The following is an 11531-nucleotide window of genomic DNA, read 5'->3' as shown; positions in this document are numbered from 1 at the left end:
GATATAAGTGTTGACTGTCATGCCGCCATCGCGAGCAGGCTCGCTCCTACAATGAATTGCGCTAAATCGAGGGTCACTCGGTGAATGGAATACTCTCGACCACCTCCAGGTCATACCCGGTCAAACCCGCATACTTCAGTGGCGGCCCCAGGTGGCGCAATTTGCCAACACCCAGGTTCTGCAGGATCTGCGCTCCAGTGCCCACCTCCGAATAAATCCGCGACTGCGAACGGCTGAACTGCCGTGGCGGCTGGGTCAATTGCGGCACGCGTTCGAGCAACGCCTGGGAGGATTCGTGATTGGCCAGCACCACCACCACGCCGTGGCCTTCGGCGGCGACTCGCTGCAAGGCGGCCCACAACGTCCAGTTGCTCGGCCCGCTGTATTCGGCGCCGACCAGGTCGCGCAACGGGTCAATCACATGCACCCGCACCAGCGTCGGCTCATCGCGACGCAAATCGCCCATGACCATAGCCATGTGGACACCTCCTTCGATGCGATCCTCAAAGGTGATCAGACGAAAGGTGCCATGCACGGTCGGCAGGTCACGTTCACCAATGCGCACGATGGTGTGTTCGGTGCTCAGGCGATAGTGAATCAGGTCGGCGATGGTGCCGATCTTGATCCCGTGCTTGCGCGCGAACACTTCCAGGTCCGGGCGGCGGGCCATGGTGCCGTCGTCGTTCATCACTTCGACGATCACCGAGGCGGGCGTATGGCCGGCCAGGCGGGCCAGGTCGCAGCCGGCTTCGGTATGGCCGGCACGGGTCAGTACGCCGCCTTCCCGGGCGCGCAACGGGAAGATATGGCCGGGTTGCACGATGTCGGCAGGGCCGGCATGGGCGGCGACAGCGGCGGCCACGGTGCTGGCACGATCTGCAGCGGAAATGCCAGTGGTCACACCGACGGCGGCCTCGATAGACACGGTGAAGGCGGTGCTGAACACGCTGCCGTTGCTCGGCACCATCTGCTCCAGGCCCAGGCGCTTGCAGTGCTCGTCGGTCAGGGTCAGGCAGATCAGGCCCCGGGCTTCACGGGCCATGAAACTGATCGCCTCGGGTGTGCAGCAATCGGCGGCCAGCAACAGGTCGCCTTCGTTTTCCCGGTCTTCATCGTCCACCAGCAGGACCATTTTGCCGAGGCGGTAATCTTCGATGATTTCTTCGATGCTGTTGAAGGCCATGCTGGAGTCTCGGTATTTGTTGGATTGGTAATGTGGTATACCATAATACAAAATAAACCGAGAGGTCACTATGAAGGCGTACTGGATTGCTCATGTGGATGTCACTGACCCTGATCAATACAGCCAATACACTCAGCGGGCGCCGCAGGCGTTTGCCTTGTATGGCGGTCGGATTCTGGCGCGGGGTGGGCGCAGCGAGGCGATGGAAGGTAGGTCTACGCCGCAGCGCAGTGTGGTGATCGAGTTTGATTCCTATGAGCAGGCGGTGGCTTGCTATCACTCGGCGTTGTATCAGGAGGCGAGGGGGCACCGTGAGGGTGTGGCGAAGGCAGAGGTGATTATTGTCGAGGGCATGGCGCCGCTCTAACCAACACCGCTTGACCCYGTAGGAGCGAGCCTGCTCGCGAAAAACGTCAGAGCAACGCGTTCGGTCAGTCAGCACGCGTCATCGTTGACGACCATCGCGAGCAGGCTCGCTCCTACAGGGGAGTGGGGGATTTTTCAGCGGATGAAATGGATTTTGCCGCTGTCGTCATTACCCATGTAAATGCCATACACCCCAGCCTGACGCTCTTCGATATRGCGCTCAAGGATCTGCCGGATCGCCGGGTAGTAAATACTGTCCCAGGGAATGTCCTCGGGCGCGAAGAATTGGTAGTCGAGGGTTTCCGGGCCGTACTGCCCGGTAATCTCCAGCGCGATGGCGCGGAAGATGATGTACACCTCGCTGATCTGCGGCACGCTGAAGATCGAATAGGGCGAGACGATTTCCGCACGCACGCCGCTTTCTTCCCAGACTTCCCGCAGCGCGGCCTGCTCGGTGGTCTCGCCACTTTCCATGAAGCCCGCCGGCAACGTCCAGGTGCCGGGGCGCGGTGGAATCGCGCGCTGGCACAACAGGTACTTGCCGTCCTGCTCGATGATGCAGCCGGCAATGATCTTCGGATTGACGTAATGGATGTAGCCGCAGCCGCGACACATCAGGCGCTCGTGCGTATCGCCCGGCGGCAGCTGTGACCTAAGGTCTGCGCTGCCGCACTTGGGGCAAAAGCTCGGGCTGAACATTTCAGCGACCTATGCGCGGTTCTTTCAGCGCGATGGGTAGGGTGATCTGCGGCGTGGCGCCGGTTTCTTCCTGTTTGCGCTTGAGGTAGTCCAGGGCCACGGCAGCGGCCGCTCGCACGTGGTCGACGCACGCCTGGTGGGCGGCCAGCGGGTCACCGCCCTTGATCGCCTCGACCATGCGCTCCATTTCCTGGTTACTGGCGCTGCGACGGTTTTCCTGGGACACCGAGGTCGCGCGCAGGTAGCTGATGCGTGCCTGCAATTGACGCAGTTGAGTGGCCGCGACATGGTTGCCCGAACCTTCAAGCAGCACATCGTAGAAACCCTGCACCGAGTCGATGACCTGTTGCAGTTCGCCGTCTTTGAGCGCCTTGCGGTTTTCTTCCAGGGCTTTTTCCAGGGCCTTGATGTCCTTGGCCTTCGCGCGCAGGGTGAACAGTTGCACGATCAGCCCTTCGAGTACGCAGCGCAGCTCGTAGATGTCGACGGCATCGGCCAGGGTAATGATCGCGACCCGCGGGCCCTTGGCGTCGGCGAATTCCACCAGACCTTCGGATTCCAGGTGACGCAAGGCTTCGCGCACGGAAGTACGGCTGACGCCCAGGCGATCGCACAGATCGCGTTCGACCAGTCGGTCTCCCGGCATGAGCTGGAAGTTCATGATGGCGCTTCGCAGTTTATCCAGCACGATTTCGCGCAGGGTGACCGGGTTGCGATTGACCTTGAAGCTGTCGTCGAGTGGCAGGCGTTTCATGGGGYCCGCTCTGATTGTGGCTGTCCATGCAAAAAGAGCACTTCGATTACGGGAATCCATGTGCTCTGTCATCAAACAGCCAAGGGTTAACTGGAGGCCTCGGCATCGGCTTCGGCGAAGGCTTCACGGGCGAGCCGGAAACTGTCTACGGCAGCGGGGACACCGCAATAAATGCCGACCTGAAGCAATATTTCGCGTATTTGCTCACGACTCAGGCCGTTACGCAAGGCGCCGCGCACATGCAGTTTGAGTTCGTGGGGCCGGTTGAGGGCCGAGATCATCGCCAGGTTGATCATGCTGCGCTCCTTGAGCGACAAACCCTCACGGCCCCAGACATGACCCCAACAATACTCGGTGACCATTTCCTGCAACGGTCGGGTGAAGTCGTCGGCGTTCTCGATGGAGCGATTGACGTAGGCCTCACCCAGCACCTGGGTGCGGATCTTCAGGCCTTTTTCGTATTTTTCGTTGTTCATTTGCGTAGCTCCCGTGGGCTCAGAGGCCGCCCATCAAGGTGTATTTGAGTTCCAGGTAATCCTCGATGCCGTACTTCGACCCTTCACGGCCCAGCCCCGAGGACTTGATGCCGCCAAACGGCGCGACTTCGGTGGAAATCAGCCCTTCGTTGATCCCGACCATGCCGTACTCCAGCGCCTCGCTCATGCGCCAGGCGCGGCCCAGGTCGCGGGTGTAGCAGTAGGCGGCCAGGCCGAATTCGGTGTCGTTGGCCATCTCGACGGCCTGGGCCTCGGTGTCGAAACGGAACACCGCTGCCAGTGGACCGAAAGTTTCTTCCTGGGCGACTTTCATTTGCGTGGTAACGCCCGCCAAAACGGTTGGCTGAAAGAAGCCGTTGCCCAATGCATGGCGTTCGCCGCCGCACAGCAATTGTGCGCCGTGGGCCAGCGCGTCCTGCACGTGGTCTTCGACCTTGGCCACGGCACGCTCATTGATCAGCGGCCCTTGGGTGACGCCATCCTCGAAACCGCTGCCGACCTTGAGTTGCGAAACCCGCTCGGCCAGGCGCGCGACAAAGGCGTCGTGGATGCCGTCCTGCACCAGGAAACGGTTGACGCAAACGCAGGTCTGCCCGGCGTTGCGGAATTTGGCGATCAACGCGCCGTCAACGGCACGCTCCAGGTCGGCATCGTCGAAGACAATGAACGGCGCGTTGCCGCCCAGTTCCAGCGAGACTTTTTTCAGCGTCGGCGCGCACTGGGCCATCAGCAATTTGCCGATGGCAGTGGAGCCGGTGAACGACAGTTTGCGCACCAGGCTGCTGCCGGTCAGCTCACCACCGATGGCCACGGCGTCGCCGGTGATCACATTGAAAATACCCGCTGGAATGCCGGCCTGTTCCGCCAGAGCCGCCATGGCCAGCGCCGAGAAGGGCGTTTCCGGGGCCGGTTTGACGATGCACGGGCAACCGGCGGCCAGTGCCGGGCCGGCCTTGCGCGTGATCATCGCCGCCGGGAAGTTCCACGGCGTAATGGCCGCGACCACGCCAATCGGCTCCTTGCTGACCACGATGCGCGCATCACCCTTGTGACTGGGAATGGTGTCGCCGTAGATGCGCTTGGCCTCTTCGGCGAACCACTCGATGAAGCTCGCGGCGTAGAGGATTTCGCCCTTGGCTTCAGCCAGTGGCTTGCCTTGTTCGAGGGTGAGGATTTCAGCCAGGGCGTCGGCGTTTTCCAGCATCAAGGCATGCCAGCGCTTGAGCGTGTTACTGCGCTCCTTGGCGGTCAGCGCGCGCCAGGCCGGCCAGGCTTTGTTGGCGGCATCGATGGCTAGACGAGCGTGTTCGGTACCGAGGTTCGGCACCTGGCCGATCAACTCGCCGGTGGCTGGATTGAAGATGTCCTGACAGGCGCCATCCGGCGCGTCCAGCCACTGGCCATCGATGTAGGCCTGCTGACGGAACAGTAACGAAGCTGCTGGGCTCATGCCGGCTCCTGAGAAAAGTGATGGACCCTGTGGGAGCGAGCTTGCTCGCGATAGCGGACTGACATTCAACATCTATGTCGACTGATACACCGTCATCGCGAGCAAGCTCGCTCCCACAGGGGATTGTGTAGATCCGTCAGGCCAGGGTGGGCAGCGGCCCCAGCTTGCCTTTGTGGTAGATCATCGGCGTCACCGGTTGCGCGGGCAGGATCAGGTTCTTCACCGCGCCGACGATGATCGCGTGATCGCCGCCGTCGTATTCGCGCCACAGTTCGCACTCGATGATCGCCGTCGCCTTGGCGAGGATCGGATTGCCCAGTTCGCTCAAGTGCCACTCGATGCCTTTGGCCTTGTCCTTGCCTTTACCGGCGAAGGCATAGGCTTCGGCGGTCTGGTCGGCGGACAGCAGATGAATCGCGAACTGCTTGCTGTCGCGCAGCACCGGGTAGGTGTCGGAGCCGTAGTTGGGGCAGAACAGCACCAGTGCCGGGTCGATCGACAGCGCACTGAAGGYGCTGGCGGTGATGCCGACGATGCCGCCGGCCGGGTCCAGGGTGGTGACCACCGTGACCCCGGACGGGAACGAGCTCATCACGTCTTTGTAAATGCCGGGTTCGATCATTTTCCAGGACTCCTAGCGCATCACGAAGGGATCAGGCATCGGTGCCTGGGACAGGTTGATCCACACCGTTTTCAGCTCGGTGTAGGCCAGCACCGAATCGATGCCGCTTTCGCGTCCATAGCCGCTGTTCTTGAAGCCGCCGATCGGCGCCATGGCCGAGACCGCGCGATAGGTGTTGACCCAGATGATCCCCGAACGCACGTCCCGGGCCAGTCGATGGGCACGACCCAGGTCACGGGTCCAGATGCCGGCGGCGAGGCCGAACTGCGAGTCGTTGGCAATCGCCAGGGCTTCGGCTTCGTCTTTGAAACGGATGACCGAAGCCACCGGACCAAAGACTTCTTCCTGCATGATCTTCATCGAGTTGCGGTCGCATTCGAACAGCGTCGGTTCGTAGAACCAGCCGTCGCCCAGATTCTCCGGACGCTTGCCGCCCAGGCGCAAGCGCGCACCTTCGGCAATCGCGTCGGCCACCAGGCCTTCGACCACGGCCAGTTGTTGGGCGGTGGCCATCGGGCCCATTTCGCTGCTGTCGTCCTGGGGGTTGCCAATGCGGATGCGCCGGGCGCGTTCCACCAGACGGCCGACGAATTCGTCGTAGATCTCGTCCTGCACCAGCAGGCGCGAACCGGAGACGCAGCTCTGCCCGGAGGCGGCGTAGATCCCGGCGATGGCGCCGTTGATCGCGCTGTCGAGGTCGGCGTCGGCGAAGATGATGTTCGGCGATTTGCCTCCCAGTTCCAGCGACAGCTTGGCGAAGTTCTCCGCGCTGCTGCGCACCACATGCCGCGCCGTGGCCGCGCCGCCGGTGAAGGCGATCTTGCGGATCAGCGGATGGCGGGTGAGGGCGGCGCCGGTGCTCGGGCCATATCCGGTGACAACGTTGACCACCCCCGGCGGAATCCCGGCTTCCAGGGCCAGGCGCGCCAGTTCAAGAATCGTTGCCGAAGCGTGTTCCGACGGCTTGATCACGATGGTGTTGCCCGCGGCGAGGGCCGGGGCGAGTTTGATCGCGGTCAGGTACAGCGGGCTGTTCCACGGAATGATCGCGGCGACCACGCCCATGGCTTCGTGCACGGTGTAGGCAAACAGGTCCGGCTTGTCCAGCGGCAGGGTGCCGCCTTCGAGCTTGTCCGCCAGGCCTGCGGTGTAGTGGAAGAACTCCGGCAGATAGCCGACCTGGCCACGGGTTTCGCGGATCAGCTTGCCGTTGTCGCGGCTTTCCAGCTGCGCCAGTTGTTCTTTGTTTTCGGCGATCAGGTCGCCCAGGCGCCGCAGCAATTTACCGCGAGCGGTGGCGGTCAAACCGCGCCAGGCCGGGCTGTCGAAAGCGGTTTGCGCGGCTTGTACGGCGCGTTCGACATCGGCTTCGTCGGCATCGGGCAATTCGGCCCAAGGCTCGGCCAGCGCCGGGTTGAGGCTTTCGAAGGTCTTGCCGGACAGGGCATCGACCCATTCACCGCCGATGCACATCTGGAAGCGTGCGAGTGTCATGCAACGATCCCCTTGATCTGGTTTTGTTTGGAGTGCGCGGCCTGCAGAAACTCCAGCAACAGCTGGTTGACCAGGCGCGGCGATTCTACGGGCATCATATGCCGTTGCTCGGCGAGGACGGCAACGGTCGCGCCGGGAATGCGTTCGGCCAGTTGCCGGGCCATTTCCGGGGTCGAGCCCGGGTCCAGTTCGCCGGTGGCGATCAGCGTCGGCACCTGGATGCTGGCCAGGTCGTCGGCGCGGTACATGTCCTGAGTGGCGAACAGCTCATAAGTGGTCAGGTAACCCTGGGGGTCATTGCCGGCCAGGGTCTGGCGAATCGCCGCGATCTGCGCCGGGTTGGCCGCCTGGTATTCACGGCTGAACCAGCGCGACAGCGCCGCTTCGGCATTGGCGTCCGGTCCGTGTTCGGCAGCCTGGCTGGTGCGGGCAATGACCCCGGCGCGCTGTTCGGCGCTGCGGTTGAACACGCTGTTGAGCACCACCAGGCCTTCCAGGCGTTGCGGGTAGTGCAGGGCAAACGCCCGCGCCACCAGCCCGCCCATGGAAAAACCGATCACCGTTGCCTTGGGCAATTGCAGGTGGTCGAGCAGCTCCAGCAACTGGTCGGCATAGCCGAGCAGCGGCGTGCCGCTTTCCGGGCGCGGGCTGGCGCCATGGCCGAGCATGTCGTAGGCGATGACGCGGTACTTCGTGGCCAGGCCAACGATCTGGCCGCCCCACATTTCTTTGTTCAGGCCCACGCCGTGGATCAAGACCACGGGCTGGCCTTGGCCGGTCGCCAGGTAACTGGTGCCAGCCGGGGTGAGTTCAGCGGTGAGCCGAATCATGGAGCGCTCCTGCAATGCCTTCTTGTTGTCGTTCTGCTGGCCGGTTACTGGGCTTTTTCGGCGGCCAGTTCTTCCAGGTCGATGTAACGGTTGCCGATGCGCGGGTGCAGGCGGCCGCCGTCGGCGCAACCCAGGACCACGACGATTTCGTCGGCACGCGGTGCGTCTTCGATCTGCATTTCCAGAGTGATGTAGTGCGAACGCAGGCCTTCGTCGTCCTTGTGCATCATCGGGATCTGAATCGAGGTGCCCGGGCCGCCGCGCTTGTTGGTGAAGCTCAGGTAGCTCTTGGCCTTGACCGCTTCGCGGTAATGGTTGCCGAAGCGCAAGGTGTGGATCACCGCCGAAGCGTGCTCGATTTCGCCATCGGCACCGACCACGGCAGCCTTGCCGTAAGCCTCGATTTTCTCGGCACCGCCGATGATGCCCACCAGGCGTTCGACCATCAGTGCGCCGAGGTCGGAGCAATTGGCGCGGATCTGTGGTTTGAGGTCTTCGACGAAACCGTTGCCCAGCCAGGGGTTCTTCATCACCACGGCCAGACCGACCATGGTCACGGGCTTATCGGTGGCTTTGCCGCCTTCGATAAAGGTTTCTTCGACATAGCTGACGATCTTGCGGATTTCGAAACTCATGAGCTGCTCCGTAGAGGTTTGGGTGTCTGTGCGTCTGATGGTATACCATAATATAGGAAGCACAAGACCCTGAAATGAGTTTCTGGTCGGATGGCGATGAAAAGGCGGCAGGGCGGGGGAAATGCGTCGTACGGGCCGCTCAAAAAAAACACAAAAAAAAACCCGGCTGTTCAGGCCGGGTCTTTCGTCGAGTCTTGCGGTACCGCCATGCATTCAGGCGTTGCGGCTTTCGATCAGGCGGTCGGAACCACCTTCGGCAACACGGTTGCCATTCAGATGATCGGAGCCGTCAGCAGCAACACGGTTGTCATTCAGGTGATCAGAACCATCAGCCGCTACACGATTCTCGATCAGACGATCGGAGCCACCCTCGGCCACACGGCTTTCAATCAGACGATCCGAACCGCCTTCGGCGACAACTGGCTGAGCAGAAGTAGCGGCAAAAGCGTTCACTGCAAAAACCGAGAAAGCGATGCTGAGGAAGGTTTGGCGTTTCATGATGGTGTGCTCCGGGTTGTTATGGGTGGGTACGGAGCAGATGTTACGCCGTGGATTTTTTAAGAGAACTTCATTGAATCAATGGTGACTATCGACGCAGTCAATGGATCGCAGATCCCTGTGGGAGGGTGGGGTGTTAGCGAGAAATAAGCCCATGATCGATGGCGTATTTGACCAGCGCCGCCGGCTTGTCGATGTTGAGCTTGCGCCGAATGCTCAAGCGGTGTGTCTCCACCGTGCGCACGCTGATGTCCAGTTCCCGGGCCATTTCCTTGTTGTTCAACCCTTGCGCCATCTTCGACAGCACCTGGCTTTCCCTCGGGGTCAGTTCGTTGTCGGTGTTCCTGTCGGCGATCAGCCGCTGGGCGATTTCGGCGCTGTAGAAGGTTCCGCCGCTGCTGATGGCTTCGATGGCGGCGATGATTTCCCGTGACGGGGCGTTTTTCAGCACGTAGCCGCTGGCGCCGGAGCGCACCGATTCACTGACGTACTCGTAATTGTCGTACATGCTCAGCACCAGCACCTTGAGCGACGGGTATTGGCTGCGTAGCACGCGGGTCAGTTCCAGGCCGTTCATGTCCGGCAGGCTGATGTCGACCAGCAGCAGGTCCGGCTGGCAACGTCCGACCATCTCGATGGCTTCGGCGCCGTTTTCCGCTTCGCCGACCATTTCCAGGGGCGACATCACGGCCAGCAGCGCCTTGATGCCGTCGCGGACCAGGGAGTGATCGTCGACCAGGGCGACGCGGATCGGGGAGGGCAGGTTCATCGCAGCTGTTCACTCTTGTAGTTTTTGGGGCCGGGTCAGCGCTTTGCGCCAGGTTTCATCGGCAGCAGCACGTCCAGCTCGCTTCTGCCCGGCATCGAGATCAAATCGAAGCGTCCGCCAAAATGTTCGACGCGTTCGCGGATGTTACGCAAACCAATGCCGGCCTGACGACGTTCGACCTGGGCGACGTTGAAACCGATGCCGTCATCGACCACGGTCAGCCGCACCGATTGTTCGCAGCCGCGCAGGGTAATGGATACGTTCTTCGCCTGCGCATGGCGTTCAATATTGGTCAGGCCTTCCTGGACGATGCGGAACAGTGCAACAGCCGCGCCGTCGACCAGTTGGCAGTCGAATTCATTTTCGTCATAGGTCACGCTCAGCCCGCTGCGCTGCTCGAATTCGGCGGCCAATTGGCCGATGGCCGCCGGCAGGCCGAGGGTGTCGAGCAAGGATGAGCGCAGGTCATGGGAGAGACTGCGGACTTCGCCGATGGCATCGCCCAGGCGCTCGGTGGCGTCCCTTAACGTGTTCAGGCCCTTGTCGTGGGCTTGTCCGCGTTCCAGCAGATGGCTGGCCAGTTCGAACTGAAACTTGATTGAAACCAGCACCTGGCTGATACCGTCGTGCAGTTCACGGGACACCCGGGATCGTTCCTCCTCCTGCAGGCTGACAATGCGCTGGGTCAGGCGCTGCAGTTTCTTGTCCGCCAGCCGGTGTTCGCTGACGTTGAGGGTCATGCCGGTGGCGAACACGAACAGCACCGCGACCAGGGCGACCACGGCGATGGCCATCATGGTCTTGCGGATGCCCATGGCCACTTCGGCACGGGCTTGCTGGGTGGCGCGCTCGACGTCTTCGAGGTAGATGCCGGTGCCGAGCATCCAGCCCCAGCGATCGAGCATCACCACATAGGCGAGCTTGTCGGTCACCTGGCCGGAGGAGGGTTTGTTCCAGGCGTAGCGTTGAAAACCTTCGCCCGATTGTGCGCTTTTGAGCAGCGCCTGGATCACCGGCAGGCCGTGGGGGTCTTTCATGTCCCACAGGTATTGGCCCACCAGTTCCGACTGGCGTGCGTGCATCAGGCTGCGGCCTTCATGGTCGTAGACGAAGAAGTAGCCGTTGATGCCGAAGCTGAGCTTGCGCAGTTCTTCCAGCACTTGTTGCTGGGCGTGGGCATCGCCGTGGCCGTCGTCGTACAGCGGCTCGATCAGGCTTTTCGCCATTTCCACGTAGTTTTTCAGCTCCGCGCGCTTGCTCGCCAGAATGCTGTCTTCGATCAGTTGCGCCTGTTGATCGCCCAGTTGGCGGTTGAGGGAAATCACCAGCGCACAGATGACGGCAATGGCCAGCACCAGCGGCAGAATCCCGAGGGCGACGATCTTGTGTTTGAGCTGCATGTTGACTCCTGCCCGCGCGAAGGCTCGGGATCATATGCCAAAGATACCCTGGGCCTGTAGCGTTGCTGGACGGAATGACTGACGGCCGGGACACCATTCAATTGAAATGCAGAACCTGTGGGAGCGAGCTTGCTCGCGATGAGGGCGGCACATTCAGGAGTGATGTGACAGACAGTCCGCTATCGCGAGCAAGCTCGCTCCCACAGTTGATATGTGTCGGATGTGAAGTCTGTGTACACCCTCGCTCCCACATCTATGGTTACCCCCTTTTCTGCAATACTGTTGTTGATGTCGTGTTTGGCTTGCTTTCATCTATCCGGCGTCTGAGTTGGGG

Annotated in this window: 12 protein-coding genes and 1 pseudogene; 1 reads left to right on the top strand and 12 read right to left on the bottom strand. The window is 61.6% G+C overall.

What is annotated here, in order from left to right:
* Positions 1 to 73 precede the first annotated feature (73 nt).
* Positions 74 to 1183, bottom strand: coding sequence for a bifunctional 3,4-dihydroxy-2-butanone-4-phosphate synthase/GTP cyclohydrolase II (gene ribBA, locus ACXRVY_RS08505; protein ID WP_223463129.1), 1110 nt, complete (start codon positions 1181 to 1183; stop codon positions 74 to 76).
* A gap of 70 nt (positions 1184 to 1253) precedes the next feature.
* On the opposite strand from ribBA, the gene ACXRVY_RS08500 reads away from it, so the two are divergent.
* The gene (locus ACXRVY_RS08500; protein WP_223463128.1) at positions 1254 to 1550 is read left to right on the top strand and encodes a DUF1330 domain-containing protein; all 297 of its coding nucleotides are present in this window, start codon (positions 1254 to 1256) and stop codon (positions 1548 to 1550) included.
* A 134-nt stretch (positions 1551 to 1684) separates the two neighbouring features.
* On the opposite strand, the gene ACXRVY_RS08495 is transcribed toward ACXRVY_RS08500, so the two are convergent.
* The 11 genes and pseudogenes from ACXRVY_RS08495 to ACXRVY_RS08445 form a co-directional block, all read right to left on the bottom strand.
* Positions 1685 to 2248: an NUDIX hydrolase gene (locus ACXRVY_RS08495; RefSeq protein ID WP_458237245.1), complete on the bottom strand. Its 564-nt coding sequence runs from the start codon at positions 2246 to 2248 to the stop codon at positions 1685 to 1687.
* Between the two features lies 1 nt (position 2249).
* Positions 2250 to 3002, bottom strand: coding sequence for a GntR family transcriptional regulator (locus tag ACXRVY_RS08490; protein ID WP_223463127.1), 753 nt, complete (start codon positions 3000 to 3002; stop codon positions 2250 to 2252).
* 86 nt (positions 3003 to 3088) lie between these two features.
* Entirely contained in the window at positions 3089 to 3478 is a 390-nt protein-coding gene (locus ACXRVY_RS08485; protein ID WP_007991919.1) for a carboxymuconolactone decarboxylase family protein, read from the bottom strand.
* Between the two features lie 19 nt (positions 3479 to 3497).
* The gene (locus ACXRVY_RS08480) at positions 3498 to 4949 is read right to left on the bottom strand and encodes an NAD-dependent succinate-semialdehyde dehydrogenase (protein ID WP_223463126.1); all 1452 of its coding nucleotides are present in this window, start codon (positions 4947 to 4949) and stop codon (positions 3498 to 3500) included.
* A gap of 136 nt (positions 4950 to 5085) precedes the next feature.
* Complete coding sequence (locus tag ACXRVY_RS08475) at positions 5086 to 5571, bottom strand: flavin reductase family protein (RefSeq protein WP_458237244.1); 486 nt, start codon at positions 5569 to 5571, stop codon at positions 5086 to 5088.
* 12 nt (positions 5572 to 5583) lie between these two features.
* Positions 5584 to 7065 (bottom strand): aldehyde dehydrogenase, encoded by a 1482-nt coding sequence (locus ACXRVY_RS08470; protein ID WP_457266279.1) that lies wholly within the window; start codon positions 7063 to 7065, stop codon positions 5584 to 5586.
* Complete coding sequence (locus tag ACXRVY_RS08465) at positions 7062 to 7895, bottom strand: alpha/beta fold hydrolase (protein WP_223463123.1); 834 nt, start codon at positions 7893 to 7895, stop codon at positions 7062 to 7064. Before ACXRVY_RS08465 ends, ACXRVY_RS08470 begins: the two co-directional genes overlap by 4 nt.
* 44 nt (positions 7896 to 7939) lie before the next feature.
* Positions 7940 to 8530, bottom strand: coding sequence for an amino acid synthesis family protein (locus ACXRVY_RS08460; RefSeq protein ID WP_007978708.1), 591 nt, complete (start codon positions 8528 to 8530; stop codon positions 7940 to 7942).
* 216 nt (positions 8531 to 8746) lie between these two features.
* Positions 8747 to 9028 (bottom strand): annotated as a pseudogene (locus ACXRVY_RS08455) (hypothetical protein); the annotation flags it as partial.
* 136 nt (positions 9029 to 9164) lie between these two features.
* A complete protein-coding gene (locus ACXRVY_RS08450; protein WP_057396633.1) occupies positions 9165 to 9797 on the bottom strand; it encodes a response regulator in 633 nt (210 codons plus the stop codon).
* 35 nt (positions 9798 to 9832) lie between these two features.
* Complete coding sequence (locus ACXRVY_RS08445; RefSeq protein ID WP_223463121.1) at positions 9833 to 11197, bottom strand: cache domain-containing protein; 1365 nt, start codon at positions 11195 to 11197, stop codon at positions 9833 to 9835.
* Positions 11198 to 11531 lie beyond the last annotated feature (334 nt).

Source organism: Pseudomonas sp. P5_A2_2 (assembly GCF_054177685.1).
The sequence above is the reverse complement of the archived record's forward strand: the minus strand, read 5'-3'. Positions and strand labels throughout refer to the sequence as shown.

Coding starts and splice junctions, on each gene's coding strand:
- ACXRVY_RS08470 (WP_457266279.1), bottom strand. CDS start 7,065: ATGACACTCGCACGCTTCCAGATGTGCATCGGCGGTGAATGGGTCGAT.
- ribBA (WP_223463129.1), bottom strand. CDS start 1,183: ATGGCCTTCAACAGCATCGAAGAAATCATCGAAGATTACCGCCTCGGC.
- ACXRVY_RS08445 (WP_223463121.1), bottom strand. CDS start 11,197: ATGCAGCTCAAACACAAGATCGTCGCCCTCGGGATTCTGCCGCTGGTG.
- ACXRVY_RS08485 (WP_007991919.1), bottom strand. CDS start 3,478: ATGAACAACGAAAAATACGAAAAAGGCCTGAAGATCCGCACCCAGGTG.
- ACXRVY_RS08480 (WP_223463126.1), bottom strand. CDS start 4,949: ATGAGCCCAGCAGCTTCGTTACTGTTCCGTCAGCAGGCCTACATCGAT.
- ACXRVY_RS08500 (WP_223463128.1), top strand. CDS start 1,254: ATGAAGGCGTACTGGATTGCTCATGTGGATGTCACTGACCCTGATCAA.
- ACXRVY_RS08450 (WP_057396633.1), bottom strand. CDS start 9,797: ATGAACCTGCCCTCCCCGATCCGCGTCGCCCTGGTCGACGATCACTCC.
- ACXRVY_RS08490 (WP_223463127.1), bottom strand. CDS start 3,002: ATGAAACGCCTGCCACTCGACGACAGCTTCAAGGTCAATCGCAACCCG.
- ACXRVY_RS08460 (WP_007978708.1), bottom strand. CDS start 8,530: ATGAGTTTCGAAATCCGCAAGATCGTCAGCTATGTCGAAGAAACCTTT.
- ACXRVY_RS08465 (WP_223463123.1), bottom strand. CDS start 7,895: ATGATTCGGCTCACCGCTGAACTCACCCCGGCTGGCACCAGTTACCTG.